The following is a 17,300-nucleotide window of genomic DNA, read 5'->3' as shown; positions in this document are numbered from 1 at the left end:
CGTTGGGCAGGATGGGGGAGTGAGTTTCGACGCGCTGCTGTGGCTGTCGTTCGGCGGGCCAGAGGGCCCGGCCGACGTCCGGCCATTCCTGGAGAACGTGACGCGGGGCCGAGGCGTGCCGCCCGAGCGGCTCGACGAGGTCGAGCAGCACTACCAGCACTTCGGCGGGGTCTCGCCGATCAACAGGCTCAACCGCGAGGCGATCGCCGCGGTCGAGGCCGAGCTGGCCGCGCAGGGCGTACAGCTGCCGGTGTACTTCGGCAACCGCAACTGGCACCCGATGGTGGAGGACACCGTCGGCAAGATGGCCGCGGACGGCGTGCGACGCGCCCTCGTGTTCCCGACCAGCGCGTACGGCGGTTACTCGGCGTGCCGTCAGTACGATGAGGACATTCTGCGCGCCCGTGCGGCCGTCGGCCCGCAGACGCCGGAGCTGGTGAAACTGCGGCAGTTCTTCGACCACCCGCTGTTCGTCGAGTCCTTCGCCGACGCCAGCCGTCAGGCGCTGGCCTCTCTGCCTGAGGGTGCTCGGCTCGTGTTCACGGCGCACTCCGTCCCCATTTCGGCAGACCAGGCCGCGGGCCCGCCGTCCGAGGGCGGCGGCCGTTACTCCAAGCAGGTCGCGGAGGCGTCCAGGCTGGTCGCTGAGGCGGTCGGGGTGGCCGAGTACGACGTGGTGTGGCAGTCGCGCTCCGGCCCGCCGCAGATCCCGTGGCTCGACCCCGACATCGTCGACCACATCGAGGCATTGCACGAGCAGGGCGTGACGGCGGTCGCGGTGTGCCCGATCGGGTTCGTCAGCGACCACCTCGAGGTGATCTGGGACCTGGACAACGAGGCCGCCGAGAAGGCGGCGGAGCTGGGCATGGCCTTCGCGCGCGTCACCACGCCCAACGGCGACCCCCGCTTCGCCCAGCTCGTCGTCGAGCTGGTGCGTGAGCACGTCGAAGGCATCGCGCCCCGCAAGCTGTCGGAGTTCACGGCCGCGGGCTGCACCGTCAACGGCGCCCCCTGCGCCCCGCTCTGCTGCGAACCCACCAAACGCCCTGGTAAACCCTCGTGAGTGGTTATCAGGGTTAGAACACGGATAAACACTCACGAGGGGGGCTGGGGGACGGGCCGGTCTTGACCATCACCTGGCTGGTGGTTACCGTCAGCTCTAAATCGTCTGGAAAGTTACCAGATTAATGAGAGCCTAGACCGGGAGCCGAGTTGAGAGCCGGGAGTCCGCGGCTGCTGCGCGAGATCAACGATCGCGCGGCCATCGACGCCTTGCTGCGCGATGGCCCGCTGACGCGATCCGAGCTGGAGTACGCGATCGGCCTGTCGAAACCGGCCACCGCGCAACTGCTGGCGCGCCTTGAGGAAGAGGGCGTCGTGGTGCGGGAAGGCCTGCGTGGCGGCGGAAGGGGGCCACGCGCCCAGCTGTGGGCCGTCAAGGGCGCGGTCGCGCACGTCGCCGCGATCGACCTGACGCCCCGCGGCGTGGACATCGCGATCGCCGACATCTCCGGCGCCGTGCTGACCGAACACCGGCAGGCCGTCCCGCCCAGAGGCACGGCCGACGAAGTGGTGCGCAACTTCCGCGACGCCACAGCCGCCGCGTGCGAGGCCGCGGACCTGACGCTCAAGGACCTGCGGCACGTCGTGGTCGGCACGCCCGGCGCGATCAACCCCAAGACCGGGCACCTGTGGTTCGCCCCGCACCTGCCCGGCTGGGAGGGTTTCGACATGCCCGGCCGGATCGGCGAGGAACTGGGCGTCCCCGTCACCATCGAGAACGACGTCAACCTGGTGGCGCTGGAGGAGATGATCGCCGGGCAGGCGACCGCCGCGCGCAGTTTTGTGATGGTGTGGCTGGACCACGGCATCGGTGGCGCGATCGTGGTCGACCGCAAGCTGTTGCGGGGCGCCACCGGTGGTGCGGGTGAGATCGACTGGATGCGGGTGCCCGACCGGGCCGCCGCCGACACCGGGATTCCCGCGACGGGAACCAGGTTCGGCGACCTGGTCAGTTCGCCGAACGTGGTGAAGCTGGCCAAGGCGTACGGCATCGCCGCACGCAACGGCTGGACAGCCGTGAGCAAGGCCGTCGCCATGACAGCGGAAGCGACGGCCGAGGAGAGTTCCGAGCAGCGGCAAGCTGAGCAGTTCCTGACCGACCTGGCGCGCCGGGTCGCCACCGGAGTCGCCGGCGTCGTCAGTGTGGTGGACCCGGAACTGGTGCTGCTGTGCGGAAAGACCGGCCTGGCCGGCGGGGAGACGCTGTGCCGGTCGATCAGTGCGGAGTTGCGGGAGATGGTCGTGCCCCGCACTCCGGTGGCGTTCAGCGCGGTTGCCGGCAATGCCGTACGGGCAGGCGCTCTGCACTCCGCCCTCGCGGTCGTCCGGGAGCAGGTCTTCGGCCTGACGGGCGACATGACCGAACCCTCTCGCCGGCTGGACGCCAGTGGCGACGGCGACGGCGTCCGAACAAGTTCCTAGGTCCCCCAGGGAGGGCACATGCGCAAGGCCTCCATGCGAGTGCTGCTGGTTTCGGTGGCGTTACTCGTCGCGTCGTGTTCCGGTGCGGCAGGCGGCGGTGGCGGTACGAGCGGTGACATCGGCGCCGCGCCGGCGAAGGACGCGGACCTGACGCTGACCGTCTACAGCAAGTTCGCCGACCGTGAGTACCGCGAGGTCACCGCGACGCTGGAGACGATCAGGAAGAAGTTCCCGAACATCAAGATCAACCACCAGGGCAACCAGGACGACGACAAGCTGACCCAGTCCATCCAGGCGGGCAACCCGCCGGACGTGGCGATCTCGTTCTACACCGACAACCTCGGAAACTGGTGCCACAACGGGGCTTTCCAGGACCTGCAGCCCTACATCGACCGGGACAGAACCGACGTTAACGTCATCCCGCAGGCGGTCCGGGACTACACCTCGTACCAGGGCAAGCGGTGCGCGATGCCGCTGCTGGCCGACATCTTCGGCTTCTACTACAACAAGGACATGTTCGCAGCGGCGGGCCTGCCCGGTCCGCCGAAGACCACCGACGACATCATCGAGTACAGCAGGAAACTGACCAGGTTCGCGCCCGACGGCTCGATCGAGGTCGCGGGTTTCCTCCCGTCGATGCCGTTCTACGGCAACCTCGCCGAGGTCTGGGCGCCGTCGTTCGGGGCGAAGTACCTGAACGCGGAAGGCAAGTCGGGCCTGGCGGGCAGCAAGCAGTGGCAGGAGCTGTTCGAGTTCCAGAAGAAACTGGTCGACTTCTACGGCAAGGAGAAGCTGGAGCGGTTCAAGGCGGGCCTCGGTGACGAGTACTCGCCGGACAACGCCTTCCACAAGGGCAAGATCGCGATGATGTTCGACGGTGAGTTCCGCACCGCTTTCCTCGCCGACCAGGCCCCCAGCGTCAACTACGGCACGGCGCCCGCGCCGATGTCGCCGTCCAACGCCTCGATGTACGGCGGCGGCCTGGTCACCGGCACGATCATTGCCATCCCCAAGGGCGTCAAGAATCCCGGTGCCTCATGGGAGCTGATCAAGCACATGACGCTGGACACCGACGCGATCGTGCAGCTGTCCAACGGCATCAAGAACATGCCGACCACGGCCGATTCGATCACATCGCCGAACCTCCAGGTGAACGAGCAGTTCAGGACGTTCCTGGACATCTACTCCAGCGGCAAGCTGGTGGCCAAGCCGTCGACGGCCATCGGTGACGCGCACCTCAAGGCGGTCAACGACTTCGCCGAGAAGTGGATCGCGGGCACCGAGACCGATCTGCGGGCCGGGCTGAAGAAGGTCGACGACCAGATCAACGACGCGCTGGCGCAGAAGTAGCTTCATGACCGCCACGCTGCGTCCAACCGGGACGGACCCGTCGCCCGCCCCCGCCACGGGGCTGGCGCGGGTCCGGTCCCGCCGGCGGTGGGTCGTCCTGGGCTTCATGGCCCCCGCGATCGTCGGTTTCCTGGTCTTCTTCGGCTATCCGCTGGTCGCCACGGTCTACTTCTCGTTCACGAAGTACGACCTGATCAACGCGCCCGTCTGGATCGGGTTCGGCAACTACGTCCGGATGTTCACCACCGAACCACTGGTGGGCACGGCGGCGTACAACACGCTGTGGCTGGTGATCGTGCTGACGGTGTGCCGGGTGGTCTTCGCGCTCGGTGTCGCGTCGGTGATCTCCCGGCTGCGCCGTGGCCTCGGCCTGATCCGCACACTGTGCTACCTGCCCGCACTGGCGCCGCCCGCCGCGGCGACGCTGGTGTTCGTCTTCGTGTTCAACCCGGAGTTCGGTCCGGTGAACCGGTTCCTGCGGGCGATCGGGATCGACGGCGGGCTGTGGTTCAACGACCCGGCGATGTCCAAGCCGTCGCTGACCCTGCTGGTGCTGTGGGGATCGGGCGAGCTGATGATCATCATCCTGGCCGCGTTGCTCGACGTGCCACAGGAACAGTACGAATCGGCCTCTTTGGACGGTGCCGGCCCGGCGCGCCGGTTCTGGCACATCACGCTGCCGTCCATCTCCCCGGTGCTGCTGTTCGGTGTCGTCAACTCGATGATCTTCGCGCTGCAGTTCTTCACCCAGGCGGTGGTGGCGGGCGCGGCCGCGGCCGGGACCGCGGACGTGGCCGGGAACACCAAGTACATCGGCAATCCGCAGAACTCCACGCTGACCTACCCGGTCTGGCTGTACGTGCAGGGCTTCCGCTACTCCAACATGGGGTACGCGGCGGCGATGGCGGTGCTGCTGTTCATCGTGTCGTTCGCGTTCACCGCGATCCTGGTCCGGCAGTTGCGCCGGGCGTCGCATGTGGAGGAGGCGGCTTGACGACCGCGACTGCCACGCCACGACGGACCTCGGGCGGTTCACCGGTCGTCGTGCGCCGCAAGACCAACTGGAACCGGATCCTGTACTGGGTCGCCACGCACAGCCTCGGCGTCGCGCTGGGGCTGATGTTCACCCTGCCGGTGATCTTCGTGTTGCTGACCGCGTTCATGCGCAGCGACCAGGCGATGACGGCGAGCTGGTGGCCCAGGGAATGGCACTTCGAGAACTTCGTCGAGGTGTTCGACCGCGCGCCGATGGTCACCTACCTGATCAACAGCCTGACGTACTCGCTGCTGGCCACCCTCGGCATCCTGGTGTCGGCCATCCCGGCGGCGTACGCCTTGGCGAAACTGAAGTGGCGCGGGCAGACCTGGGCGTTCATGGCGGTCGTGGCCGCGATGATGCTGCCGCCGCAGGTGGTCATCGTCCCGTTGTTCGACATGTGGGTCCGGATGGGCCTGACGGGTACGCTGGTGCCGTTGATCGCGCCGTACTTCCTGTTCGACGCGTTCAGCATCTTCCTGCTGCGCCAGTTCTTCCTGACCATCCCGAAGGACTACCTGGACGCGGCCCGGATCGACGGCTGCTCGGAATGGCAGGTGCTCACCAGGGTGCTGGTGCCGATGGCCAGACCAGGCATCGCCGCCGCGGCGATGTTCTGTTTCCTGTTCACCTGGAACGACTACTTCGGACCGTTGCTGTACACCGGCGAGGCGCGTGATCACTGGACGCTGTCGCTGGCCATCGCGTCCTTCCGGGGGATGCACCACGTGGAGTGGAACCTCACGATGGCCGCGACCGTCCTGACGATGCTGCCGGCCATCGTGCTGTTCGTGTTCGCGCAGAAGTCGTTCGTCAAGGGGATCACGTTCACGGGAGTGAAGGGTTAGCGGGCGATGAGACTGACCGTGGTGGGTGGTGGGTCCACCTACACGCCGGAGCTGGTCGACGGCATAGCCGGGCGGCGGGCGAGTCTGGACGTCGACGAGATCGTGCTCGTCGACCCGGACACCCACCGGTCGCGGATCGTCGGCGACTTCTGCCGGCGACTGCTGCGGCACGCCGGGCACCCGGCGAGGGTGCTGACCACCGCCAGCCTCGAAGAGGGCGCCGAAGGCGCCTCGGCGGTGCTGCTGCAACTGCGCGTCGGCGGGCAGAAGGCCAGGCGGTCCGACGAGACCTTTCCGCATGCCTGCGGGTGTATCGGTCAGGAGACGACCGGGGCCGGTGGCCTGGCCAAGGCGCTGCGCACCGTCCCGGTCGTGCTGGACATCGCCGAGCGTGTCCGGCGGGTGGCCGGTGCGGACACCTGGATCGTCAACTTCACCAACCCGGTCGGCATCGTCACCCGGGCGCTACTGCAGGCCGGTCATCGCGCTGTCGGGCTGTGCAACGTGGCGATCGGCCTGCAGCGCAAGTTCGCCCGGCTGTTGGATGTGGACACGAACGCGGTCCGGCTCGACCACATCGGACTGAACCACCTCACCTGGGAACGCGGCGTCCAGGTGTCCACTCCGGACGGCATGGTGGACCGGCTGCCCGATCTGCTCGGCGAGTTCGGCGAGCGGATCGCCGCCGAGATCGGCGCTCCGGTCGGCTGGATGCGCCGGATGAACGCCATCCCGTCCTACTACCTGAAGTACTACTACGCGCACGACGAGGTGCTGGCCGGCCAGCTGCAGAGCCCGCCGCGGGCCGACGTGGTCATGGAGGTGGAGAACGAGTTGCTGAGCCAGTACGCCGATCCGGCCGTGGTGACCAAGCCGGAGAACCTGGCCAAACGCGGCGGCGCCTACTACTCGGAGGCGGCGGTGCAGCTGGTGCACGCGCTGACCGGTGGCGGACTGGCCGAGGAGCACGTGGTGAACGTCCGCAACGACGGCGCGATGCCGTTCCTGCCGGACGACGCCGTGATCGAGGTTCCGGCCATTGTGGACGATGAAGGTCCCGTGCCGTTGCCGATCGAGCCGGTCGAACCGAGGTTCTCCGGCCTGATCTCGCACGTCACCGCGTACGAGTACCTGGCGCTCGACGCGGCGCTGTACGGCGGCCGTGACCGGGTAGCCGACGCGTTGCTGGCGCACCCGCTGATCGGTCAGTACACGGCCGCCGACCGGCTGGCCGACGACCTGATCGCGGCCAACCGCGCCGATCTGCCGTGGGCCAACGCATGACCCAACCCGCACCGGACGCCGTGGTCATCGCGATCGACGGCGGCGGCAGCAAAACCGATGTCCTCCTGGTCGACGCGTCCGGCTCGGTCCTCGGCAGCAGCCGCGGGCCGGGGGCGTCGCCGCAGGTGGTCGGCATCAAGCAGGGCCTCGACGTGTTCGAGCAGCTGATCACCGAGGCCTGCTCCGCCGCGGGCCTGCCTGCCACGAAGCCGTTCGGCACGTTCACCGCGGCCTACCTGGCCGGGGCCGACTTGCCGGCCGAGGAGCAGGAGCTGGCCAGTGCGCTGACCGGACGCGGCTGGTCACCGTCCATTGTGGTCGGCAACGACACGTTCGCCTTGCTGCGCGCGGGAACGACGGACGGGGTCGGCGTCGCGGTGGTGTGTGGTGCCGGCATCAACTGCGTCGGCGTCGCCGCGGATGGGCGGGTACACCGGTTTCCCGCGCTGGGAAAGATCTCCGGGGACTGGGGCGGCGGATTCCAGCTCGGCTCGGAGGCGCTGTGGTGGGCGGTGCGCGCGGCGGACGGCCGTGGCCCGCACACCGAGCTGCTGCCCGCGGTGGTGAACCACTTCGGCGCCAAGGACATCTTCGAAGTGGTGGAGCGGCTGCACTTCAACAGCCTGCCGAGGGAAGCGATCCACGAGCTGTGCCCGTTGCTGTTCCAGGTCGCGGCGGCCGGGGACGCGGTCGCCGCGGGCGTGGTCAAGCAACTTGTCGACGAGATCGGCACTCTGGTCGCGACCACCGTGCGCAAGCTCGACATGACCGGTGAGGCGCCGACGATCGTGCTCGGTGGAGGCGTGATGACGGGCGTCGGCCGTGATGTCATCGATGTCATCGAGCAGCGGTGCGTCGCCGTGGCACCTCGCGCGCAGGTCAGGGTCGTCGACATCGCTCCGGTGGTCGGTGCGGCACTGCTCGGGCTCGACGCCATCGGCGCCTCGGCTCATGCCAAGGCGCGCCTGCGGATGAGCTCGGTGATGGGCTCAGTGCCGGCCGGCGTGGTCGGAGAGAACCCGGACGGCCTCGTCAACGGCGGCGCACCGAGCGAAGCGGACGGCGTCGGCAAGCGGGCGGAGAGCTTCGGAGCGTCGTAGCGCGGCGGAGGACGACAGCGCGCCGCCGGGATCGTCCTCAGCGGCCACTTCCAGGATCGCGGCGACCTCGGCGGCGCGCTGCAACACGCGCAGTGCCTTCTGCGGCATGCCGATCGGCCACCGTGCGCGTGCGCTGACCGCGACGCGTTCCTTGATCTCGTGCCGCACTCCCGGCCTGTTGCTCGTGAGATCCAGCGACGCCAACGTCCCGGCCGCCTCCCGCATCGCGGTCGACAGGTTGTGGTCGGCCTCGCCCAACGGCGTGTGCTCGGCCGGCGTGACGGTCGGCAGGTCGAACACCGTCCACCGGATCACCTGGTCGGCGACCGTCTCGGGCACGATGCCGACGCCGGCCTCCGGCAGCACCACCGCTTGGCTGGTTCTCAGCGCCGCCGTGGCCAGCGTGGTCGACCCGCCAAGGCCACGGACGTCACCCGGCACAGGGATCACCAGCCGTGCCGTCGTGGCGCCCGCTTTGCGCAGGGCGGCGAGCAATGCGGCCAGTTGCCCGGCGCGCTCGTCCCGGGCGGGCAACTCCAGCGCTGTGGCGGTTCCTTCGTCGTCCGCGACGACCTCGTGCATCTCGGCCCAGACAGCGAGTGCGTCGAGCGCGTCGTCGGGCGCTGCGACCCCGTGCAACCAGGCGGAGCCCCACACAGCGAACGTGGCACTTGGGAATGGCACGCTTGGAAGCGTACTGCCGGCAAGTATCGGCGATCCCACGGAGGTAAAGTGGACCGCAAGGTCCAGAAGGAAGTGGGTGCCATGCTGACGGCCAAGGGAGCGGCGACCCGGCAGCGGATCATCGAGGGCACCTCGGCGGAGGTACGCGAGCGCGGCGCCGCCGCGACCACCCTCGACGACGTCCGCGCGCGGACCTCGACCAGCAAGAGCCAGATCTTCCACTACTTCCCCGGCGGGAAAGAGGAACTGCTGCTCGCCGTCGCGGCCTACGAGGCGGAGCGGGTGCTGAGCGACCAGGAGCCGTTCCTGAGCGCGCTGACCTCGTGGGAGGCGTGGCACAACTGGCGTGATCGGGTGGTCGAGCGGTACCGCACACTGGGCGTGCACTGCCCGCTCGGCGTGCTGATCACCGAACTGGGCCGCAAGACCCCGGCGGCACAGGCGTTGACCGCGCAGCTGCTTGAGCGGTGGCAGGAACGCCTGCGGGCGGGTGTGGCCGCGATGCAGCGGATCGGCGAGATCGATCCCGGGCTCGACGCCGACCGGACCGCGGCCTCGCTGATCGCCGCCGTCCAGGGCGGCGTGGCGGTGCTGCTGTCCACGGGCCGGGCCGACCACCTGGAAGCGGCCCTGGACACGACACTGGACCTGCTGAAGTCCTCCGGCCGCCGCACCCCGGAGCTACTCCACGTTGGCGCATCCGGAGATCCGACGTAGCGTCAATGAGGTGAATCGTGGAAACCAGCCACGCACGGTCGGCGAGCTGAAGGCCGCCGGCCATCAGCAGCGTGGCGTGAAAGCCGAGATCAGGGACAACTTGCTGGCGATTCTGCGAGCGGGTGGCGATCCCTGGCCGGGAATTGTCGGTTTTGACCGTACTGTCCTGCCGCAGCTGGAGCGGGCGCTGCTGGCCGGGCACGACATCGTTCTGCTGGGGGAGCGCGGCCAGGGCAAGACCCGCCTGCTGCGCACGATCGTGGGCCTGCTCGACGAGTGGACCCCGGTGATCGAAGGCTCCGAACTGGGTGAGCACCCGTACGAGCCGATCACCTCCGAGTCCCGGCGCCGGGCCGCCGAGCTCGGCGACGACCTGCCGGTCGCCTGGCGGCACCGGTCCGAGCGGTACGCCGAGAAGCTGGCCACGCCGGACACGTCCGTCGGTGACCTGATCGGCGACGTCGACCCGGTGAAGGTCGCGCAGGGCCGCAGCCTGGGCGATCCCGAGACCATCCACTTCGGACTCGTGCCGCGCGCCCACCGCGGCATCATCGCGGTCAACGAGCTGCCGGACCTGGCCGAACGCATCCAGGTCGGCCTGCTCAACGTGATGGAGGAGCGGGACATCCAGATCCGCGGCTACACCATGCGGCTGCCGCTGGACGTGCTGCTCGTCGCGACCGCGAACCCCGAGGACTACACCAACCGTGGCCGCATCATCACGCCGCTGAAGGACCGGTTCGGCGCCGAGGTGCGCACGCACTACCCGCTGGACGTCGAGGACGAGATCAACCTGGTCCGCCAGGAGTCCGGCCTGGTGGCCGAGGTGCCCGACGCGTTGATCGAGGTCGTCGCCCGGTTCGTGCGCAACCTGCGTGAGTCGGCGGCGATCGACCAGCGTTCCGGCGTGTCCGCGCGGTTCGCCGTCGCGGCGGCGGAAACGCTGGCCGCGGCCGCGCTCAGGCGGGCCGCGCTGACCAACGAGGACCCGGCCGTCGCCCGGCCCGTCGACCTCGACGCGATCCCGGACGTGCTGCGGGGCAAGCTGGAGTTCGAGGCGGGCGAGGAAGGGCGCGAGAGCGAGCACCTGACGCACCTGCTGCGGATGTCGATCGCCGAGACGACCCGGTCCCTCTTCGCCGGGCTGGACCTGACTCCGTTGGAGGACGCGATCGGCGAAGGCCGGATCGTCACCACAGGCGAGCGCGTACCGGCGTCCGAGGTGCTGAACGCGTTGCCGGAACTGCCTGTTCTGCACGAGGTCGCCGAACGTGCCGGCGTGAAGCCCACGGACTCCGCGGGCCGCATCGCGTCGGCCGTGGAGCTGGCGTTGGAGCAGTTGTACCTGTCGCGCAGACTGGCCAAGGACGCTGAGGACGGCACGGCGGTGTACGGCGCATGAGCGAGCTCGCGAGCGAATCATCGGCACAGTGCTCTGCTCATGTCACGCGAAATGGGCACGGCGGGAAGCAGACATGAGCAACTTCGCGTACCGCCCTTGGCATGACGGGCCTGATCCGCTGGCGCCACCAGTGGACCTGCGGGCCGCGCTTGACCAGATCGGCCGGGACGTGATGGACGGCTCGTCGCCCCGGGCCGCACTGGAAGAGCTGCTGCGCCAAGGAGTCCGAGGCACCCGTGGCCTCGACGACATGACGCGCCGGCTGTGGCAGCAACGCGCCCGGATGCAACGCCGTCACCGCCTTGACGGGACGTTGCAGGAAGTCCGGCGCCTGCTGGACGAGGCGCTGGAGGCCGAGCGCAGGCACCTGTTCCCGGATCCGTCGGACGACGCGCGGTTCCGGGAGGCGCAACTGGACGCGTTGCCGTCGGGAACCGCGGCGGCCGTACGGGAACTGGCGAACTACGACTGGCAGTCCACACAGGCGAGGGAGGCGTACCAGAAGATCCAGGACCTGCTCGGCCAGGAGCTGATGGAGTCCCGGTTCCGCGGCATGAAGCAGGCGTTGCAGAACGCCACGCCGCAGGACGTCGAGCGGGTCCGGGAGATGATGTCGGACCTCAACGACCTGCTGGCGTCGCACGCGCGCGGTGACGCGGACACTCACCAGCGGTTCGAGGAGTTCATGCGCAAGCACGGCGAGTTCTTCCCGGAGAACCCGCGCAACGTCGAGGAACTCATCGACGCGCTGGCGGCGCGTGCCGCGGCGGCCCAGCGGATGATGAACTCGATGTCGGCCGAACAGCGGGCCGAGCTCAGTTCGCTGATCCAGCAGGCGTTCGGCGATCCCCGGCTGGCCAACGAGGTCAGCAAGCTGGACGCGCACCTGCAGGCGTTGCGGCCGGGGGAGGACTGGACCTCCAGCGGCCGTTTCCGTGGCCAGAACCCGTACGGCATGGGCGAAGGCGTGCAGGCCATGCAGGACCTGGCCGAGATGGACGCGTTGGCCGAGCAGCTGGGCCAGGCGTATCCCGGTGCGCGCCTGGAGGACATCGACCTGGAGGCCCTGGAACGCCAGCTGGGCCCGGAGGCGGCGGTGGATGCCCGCCGCCTGTCCGAGCTGGAGCGGGCGTTGCGGGACCAAGGCCTGCTGGAGCGTGCCGCGGACGGCAGTTTGCGGTTGTCCCCCAAGGCGATGCGGCGTTTGGGCGAGACAGCCTTGAAGGACGTCGTGAAGTCGCTGTCGTCGCGGCGTGGCGAACGTGACACCGCCCGTGCCGGTGCCGCGGGAGAACCCACGGGCTCGTCACGCCCGTGGCAGTTCGGCGACACCGAGCCGTGGGAGGTCTCCCGGACTGTGCGCAATGCCGTGTTGCGCACGGCTTCTTCCTCCGGCGGAACGGTCACTTTGGACGTCAAGGACGTCGAGGTGATCGAGACCGAGCAACGCGCCCGTGCCGCGGTCGCGTTGTGCGTGGACACCTCGTGGTCGATGGTCCAGGACGGCCGCTGGCTGCCGATGAAGCGAACGGCTCTGGCCCTGCACCACCTGGTGAAGACCAGGTTCCGCGGCGACGCCCTCGAGCTGATCACGTTCGGCCGACATGCGTCCAAAGTGGACATCGCGGAGCTGACGGCACTGGAAGGCGTGTGGGAGCAGGGAACCAACCTGCACCACGCGCTGCTGCTGGCGGGCAGGCACATCCGCAGGCACCCGGACGCGCAGCCCGTGGTGATCGTGGTGACCGACGGAGAACCGACGGCCCACCTGGAAACGGACGGGGAAGCGGAGTTCAACTACCCGCCGCTGCCCCGGACGCTGCGCCTCACCCTGGCCGAAGTGGACAGACTGGCCCGGCTTGGTGCGTCGGTCTCGGTGTTCATGCTGGGCGAGGACGAGCGCCTGAAGGCCTTCGTCGACATCATGGCCCGCCGCAGCGGCGGCCGGGTGGTGGCGCCGGACCTCGACGGCCTCGGTGCCGCCGTGGTCAGCGACTACCTGCGCAACCGGCAGCGCTGACGTACGGCGATGCGGCGCCAGAGGCCTCTGGCGCCGCATCGCCGTGGTTTTCACCGGCAGCCGAATTCGGCAAACGCCGTGGCAACATAGCGCGCCTGGCATGCGAACGAACCCGCAGGTGATCCCGAAATACGGCCCCCGGCCCGGGGAACCGCCCCAGCGAATCCCCCGCCCGGGAGCCACCTCACCGGTAGGGAGACACCCCCCACCCGTCCCGGGGGCCGGCCCCGCTTCCATTCTAGCCGGGATAAGCCCTGGTCAAAGGGTTACTGGGCGGTTGTGGACAACCGGATTCGCGAACGGACCGTTCGTGCGGTTTGGCCGGGCCGAATTCGGGGCATACATGCGGTGCCGGTGAGTGATCAACGCGGGTGCCGTTCTATACCGCATCATGCGCTGTTGGTGGGTGATTCTCCGGTTCGTCACCTTCCGTGGGTGACGATCACCACAATGGGGCTCACGCTGGGTGATGCCTAATTGTGACATTCGTGGCATGAGACACCTGAATGGATCAACAGTGCTCGCTGACCTGCTGGTCCGTTCAGTCTATTTGCATGTTTTTTTCTTGAGGTTGGGGTTCGCGAGTGGCCAAGATCCACCTCGTTCGGCCTATATTGAGCCGCCTTCACAGGTCGGATCTTCGGAGGATCGAATGTTTACGGCTCGTAAGCCTGCCGGCGGAGTGCTCAGAGTCGCCGCAGTCGCTGTGGCCACCACCCTGCTCGCCGCCGGATGCGGCATCCTTGACGGCTCGTCAGGTGACGAGTCCGGCGGAAACGGGCAGGTCGAGAAACCCAACGTGCGCATCGGGATCATCGCGTCGGTCGACGACGCGCCGGTCAAGGTCGCCGAGAAACTGGGCTTCTTCAAGGAGGAGGGGCTCAACGCGGAGGTCAAGCTCTTCCAGTCGGCCTCGCAGACCATGCCCGCGCTCAGCAACGGCGACCTCGACTTCAGCCTGATGAACTACGTGACGTACTTCCAGGCCGCCTCCGCGAAAACGCTGGACGCCAAGATCGTCGCGGACGCCTACCAGGGCAGCCCCGAAGCACTGGTGATGCTGGCCCGTCCCGGCCTGACGATCGCGTCAGCCAAGGACTTCGAAGGCAAGAAGGTCAGTGTTCACCAGCCGGCGGGCAACATCGCGGACCTGTTGTTCCGCGCCACGTTGCGCGACAACGGCGCCGACCCGAGCAAGGTGAACTATGTCCCGGTCGCGTTCCCGAACATCCCGAAGGCACTCGAGACCGGCCAGATCGACGCGGGCATCGCGATCGAGCCGTTCATGACGACCGCGCAGAAGAACAGCGGCGCGCAGCGCGTGCTGAAGGTGATCTCCGGGCCGACCCAGGACATGCCGCTGAGCGGGTACGTCTCGCCGTCGAAGTTCGCCCAGGAGAACCCCAAGACCGTCGCGGCCTTCCAGCGGGCGATGACCAAGGCGCAGCAGGCCGCCGGTGACCGCGCCAAGCTCGCGCAGGTGATGCCCGAGCTGACCGGTGTCGACGAGGCCACGGTGCCGCTGCTCAACCTCGGTGTCTTCCCGACGTCCCTGGACGCCACCCGGTTGCAGCGGGTCATCTCGCTGATGGAGAGCTACCCCGACCTGTCCAAGCTGACCGAGAGGATCCAGGCTTCCTCCTTCATCTACAACCCACCGGGAAGCTGAGTGCGGCTGCTGCGTTCGCTGATCGGCCTGGCGGGCTTCCTGCTGCTGTGGGAAGCCGCCAGCCGGTTCGTCCTCGACGCCGGCCTGATCCCGCCACCGTCACAGGTGCTGGTCAGGTGTCTGACTGTGTTCGGCGAAGACAGGTTCGCCGGCGACGTGGCCTCGACCGTGCTGTCGTGGTTGATCGCGGTGAGCCTGGCGATCGTCATCGCCGTCCCGATCGGACTGACCATCGGCCGGATCCCGTTCGTCCGCGCCGCGACCATGCCGCTGATCGAGTTCCTGCGGCCGTTGCCCGGTGTCGCGCTGATCCCGTTGATCACCGTGCTGCTCGGCGTCGGCGCGCAGACCAAGATCACGTTGGCGACGTTCGCCGCGGTGTGGCCGATCCTGTTCAACACCAGTTACGCCGTGGCCGAAGTGGACCGTCACATGGTCGAGACCGCACGGGCGTTCCGCACCTCGCGGCGCCGGATGATCTCCGCGGTGGTCCTGCCGAGCGCGGCGCCGTTCATCCTGACCGGTGTCCGGCTGTCCGCGTCGATCGCGCTGATCGCCATTGTCGCGACGGAGTTCCTGTTCGGTGGCAGCATCGGCGTCGGCCAGTTCGTCTACGTGCACGGCCTGAGCGCGGGCCGGATGGACACCGTGCTCGCGGTCACCGTGCTCGCCGGGCTGTTCGGTCTGCTGATCAACGCTTCGCTCGCCGGTGTGCAGAACCGGTGGCTGGGCTGGCCCGCGTCGAGCGCTTCGGGCGACGACAGCGGCTCGAAGCGGCGCTGGCAACTGGCGGTCAGTTGCGTCGCCGTCGCCGCGATTCTCCTGGCGTGGCAGGCGATCGCCAGTGCCGTCGCGGATCCGTACTTCCCGCCGCCGTCGCAGATCGCCGGTCGTGCCGGTGATCTGTGGTTCTCGTCGGCGATGCTGACCGGGGACATCCTGCCCAGCCTGGGAATGTTGCTGGGCGGCTGGCTGATCGCCTCGGTGCTCGGCATCGTCCTGGGCGTCGCGCTCGGCCGGGCGGGCACGGCGATGGACTACGTCGGCGCGCTGCTGGCGTTCGCCCGCTCGGTCCCGCCGCCGCTGCTGGTCCCGGTGTTCATGGTGATGTTCTCGCTCGGACCGCAGACCGAGCTGGTCACCATCGTGACCGGCGCGATCTGGCCGGTCCTGCTCAACGCCGTGGACGGCGCCCGGTCCGTCGACGCGACGAAAACCGAGACCGCGCGGGCGTTCCGGCTGTCGAAGGCGGCGTGGATCCTCGGTGTCGTGCTGCCCGCCGCCGCTCCGAAGATCTTCGCGGGCCTGCGGCTGAGCCTGTCGATCGCGCTGATCCTGATGGTGCTGTCCGAACTCGTCGGGACGAGCAACGGGATCGGCTACCAGTTGAACAATTCCCAGGGATACTCCGACCTCGCCGGGATGTGGGCGTGGATCGTGCTGATCGGTGCTCTCGGGTATGTGTTGAACCGCTTGCTGCTTGTCGTGCAAAGGCGCAGTCTCGCCTGGCACGGCGGACAGTTCGCTTAGGACAGGGCGTAGCACGTGGTGCGTGCTCCGGCGATTGTGTTCGGAGCGTGTAGTGGCGATGGTTAATTTCCAAGCACATCACGCCCAGGTATGGGCAGAGTCAACGTGAATGGAAGAACATCGTGCGTACTGCCGCCAGCTTCGTGCTGCTCGCCACCGCGGCGCTGACCGTGGGCTGCTCGTCCGGCCAGCCGGGCAGCCCGGACCAGAACTCCGCCGGTTCCGCCGGTGCTCCCGAGCGGGAGGTCAACAAGACGCTCACGGTCAAGCAGAACGACGGATCGGCGAAGGTCACCCTGGTGTCGGTCACCGAGTCCTTCAAGCCGGACGAGGACGCCAAGGCCACCAGCGGGAACTTCGTCGCCGTGAAGCTGCGGTTCGAAGGGCAGGAAGGCGAGTACTCCGCCAATCCGCTCTACGTGATGCTCAAGAAGGCCGACGGCACCGTCGCCAGGTCCGACGACGGGGACAACGACGACGCCGTGCGGCTGGAGCAGAAGATCCGCAGCGACGACATGGACCTGCGTCCCGGCAAGTCCGTCGAAGGGCTGGTCGCCTTCGACATGGCGTACGACCCGGGCGCGGTGGTCCTCGTGACCTCGGTCATGGGCCACGTCCTCGGGCAGTTCCCGGTTTCCGGCGGTGAACCGATTCTGGGCGACGGCAGTCCGCGCAAGGACGTCAACAAGTCGGTGACGGTCAAGCAGCGGGACGCGTCGGCGCTGGTCACCCTGGTCTCGATCACCGAGTCCAAGGGCCCGTTGAAGGACACCGTCGCACCCGAGAACGGCGGCATCGTCATCGCCGACATGAAGTTCGAGGGCAAGACCGGCGAGTACTCGGTCAACATGCTGCGCTTGAAGCTGAAGACACCGGACGGTCAGAGCATCGACCCGCACGACGGGAACGGCTCGCACGGCGTCGCCGTCGACGAGGAGGAACTTCCGACGGTCGACCTCGGCCCGGGCAAGACCGCCGCGGGCAAGGTGGCGTTCGACGCCAAGCTCCAGCCCGGCACGAAGCTGGTGATCGAGGACTACTCGGACAAGGTCGTCGGCGAATGGCCGCTGTGACTCGCCAGGCGTCCAGGGCGCTCGGGACATGTGGCGATGACCGGTACACCGTGAACGAAGTGTGAACGAAATGGTCCTTTCGGCCGTGCCGCGGGCACGGCCG

The 17,300-nt window shown here is 68.3% G+C and carries 14 protein-coding genes; 13 read left to right on the top strand and 1 reads right to left on the bottom strand.

Features of this window, described 5'->3' with window-relative positions:
• Positions 1-19 precede the first annotated feature (19 nt).
• The 7 genes from GC106_RS11045 (at position 20) to GC106_RS11015 (ending at position 8,102) form a co-directional block, all read left to right on the top strand.
• Positions 20-1,063: a ferrochelatase gene (locus tag GC106_RS11045; protein WP_173127952.1), complete on the top strand. Its 1,044-nt coding sequence runs from the start codon at positions 20-22 to the stop codon at positions 1,061-1,063.
• Between the two features lie 149 nt (positions 1,064-1,212).
• Positions 1,213-2,484, top strand: coding sequence for an ROK family transcriptional regulator (locus GC106_RS11040; protein ID WP_246365490.1), 1,272 nt, complete (start codon positions 1,213-1,215; stop codon positions 2,482-2,484).
• Positions 2,485-2,502: 18 nt separating this feature from the next.
• Entirely contained in the window at positions 2,503-3,834 is a 1,332-nt protein-coding gene (locus tag GC106_RS11035; RefSeq protein ID WP_173127949.1) for an extracellular solute-binding protein, read from the top strand.
• A gap of 106 nt (positions 3,835-3,940) precedes the next feature.
• Positions 3,941-4,828, top strand: a complete 888-nt coding sequence (locus GC106_RS11030) for a carbohydrate ABC transporter permease (RefSeq protein WP_376777728.1) — start codon at positions 3,941-3,943, stop codon at positions 4,826-4,828.
• Complete coding sequence (locus tag GC106_RS11025; RefSeq protein ID WP_246365488.1) at positions 4,825-5,718, top strand: carbohydrate ABC transporter permease; 894 nt, start codon at positions 4,825-4,827, stop codon at positions 5,716-5,718. Before GC106_RS11030 ends, GC106_RS11025 begins: the two co-directional genes overlap by 4 nt.
• A 6-nt stretch (positions 5,719-5,724) precedes the next feature.
• The gene (locus GC106_RS11020) at positions 5,725-7,002 is read left to right on the top strand and encodes a 6-phospho-beta-glucosidase (RefSeq protein ID WP_173127943.1); all 1,278 of its coding nucleotides are present in this window, start codon (positions 5,725-5,727) and stop codon (positions 7,000-7,002) included.
• Positions 6,999-8,102 carry an N-acetylglucosamine kinase gene (locus GC106_RS11015; protein ID WP_173127940.1) on the top strand — a complete coding sequence of 368 codons (1,104 nt, stop codon included), beginning with the start codon at positions 6,999-7,001 and terminating at the stop codon, positions 8,100-8,102. The genes GC106_RS11020 and GC106_RS11015 overlap by 4 nt, the downstream gene beginning before the upstream one ends.
• Here GC106_RS11015 and GC106_RS11010 read toward each other — a convergent pair.
• Positions 7,992-8,786, bottom strand: a complete 795-nt coding sequence (locus GC106_RS11010) for an Rv1486c family protein (protein ID WP_173127937.1) — start codon at positions 8,784-8,786, stop codon at positions 7,992-7,994. The genes GC106_RS11015 and GC106_RS11010 overlap by 111 nt on opposite strands.
• 81 nt (positions 8,787-8,867) lie before the next feature.
• Here GC106_RS11010 and GC106_RS11005 point away from each other — a divergent pair, with 81 nt between their 5' ends.
• The 6 genes from GC106_RS11005 (at position 8,868) to GC106_RS10975 (ending at position 17,197) form a co-directional block, all read left to right on the top strand.
• Positions 8,868-9,503 carry a TetR/AcrR family transcriptional regulator gene (locus tag GC106_RS11005; RefSeq protein ID WP_173128725.1) on the top strand — a complete coding sequence of 212 codons (636 nt, stop codon included), beginning with the start codon at positions 8,868-8,870 and terminating at the stop codon, positions 9,501-9,503.
• 10 nt (positions 9,504-9,513) lie between these two features.
• Positions 9,514-10,905: an ATP-binding protein gene (locus GC106_RS11000; protein WP_173127934.1), complete on the top strand. Its 1,392-nt coding sequence runs from the start codon at positions 9,514-9,516 to the stop codon at positions 10,903-10,905.
• A 73-nt stretch (positions 10,906-10,978) separates the two neighbouring features.
• A complete protein-coding gene (locus GC106_RS10995; RefSeq protein WP_173127930.1) occupies positions 10,979-12,925 on the top strand; it encodes a vWA domain-containing protein in 1,947 nt (648 codons plus the stop codon).
• A gap of 652 nt (positions 12,926-13,577) precedes the next feature.
• A complete protein-coding gene (locus GC106_RS10990; RefSeq protein WP_173127927.1) occupies positions 13,578-14,594 on the top strand; it encodes an ABC transporter substrate-binding protein in 1,017 nt (338 codons plus the stop codon).
• Positions 14,595-16,124, top strand: a complete 1,530-nt coding sequence (locus GC106_RS47655; protein ID WP_312872591.1) for an ABC transporter permease — start codon at positions 14,595-14,597, stop codon at positions 16,122-16,124.
• Between the two features lie 122 nt (positions 16,125-16,246).
• A complete protein-coding gene (locus tag GC106_RS10975; protein ID WP_173127924.1) occupies positions 16,247-17,197 on the top strand; it encodes a DUF4352 domain-containing protein in 951 nt (316 codons plus the stop codon).
• Positions 17,198-17,300 lie beyond the last annotated feature (103 nt).

The organism is Kibdelosporangium persicum (assembly GCF_013280595.1).
Classification (GTDB): domain Bacteria; phylum Actinomycetota; class Actinomycetes; order Mycobacteriales; family Pseudonocardiaceae; genus Kibdelosporangium; species Kibdelosporangium persicum.
Note: the sequence above shows the minus strand (reverse complement) of the source record. Positions and strands in the feature narration are given on the sequence as shown.